This window comes from Microvirga medicaginis (assembly GCF_052658925.1).
The window spans coordinates 1-210 of sequence record NZ_JBQWEL010000085.1 but is presented as its reverse complement, the minus strand read 5'-3'; the positions used below and the strand labels follow the sequence as shown (position 1 = coordinate 210).

The window sequence follows — 210 nt, the reverse complement described above, 5'->3', positions numbered from 1 at the left end:
GGCGTACAACGTCTTCATCCGATGACGGACCACTTCTGATCCGCCAGGCGGTGCCACCAGGAGACGATGATGACCACCCCACTGACCTCGGGACGCCGGCCGCTGCTGGCGACCGCTGCCGTTCTGGCCCTGAGCGCAGCCGCCCTGCTCGCCCAGCCCGCCACCGCCGCCGACCAGAAGATCGCCGCCGCCACGCCCGCCGCGGCGCCT

At 72.4% G+C, this 210-nt stretch carries 1 protein-coding gene; it reads right to left on the bottom strand.

The window, feature by feature from the left end; genetic code table 11:
* Window positions 1-14: 14 nt before the first annotated feature.
* Window positions 15-210, bottom strand: a 196-nt coding sequence (locus ACUXUR_RS26870) for a hypothetical protein (protein WP_445505403.1), incomplete at its 5' end; no start/stop codon positions are given.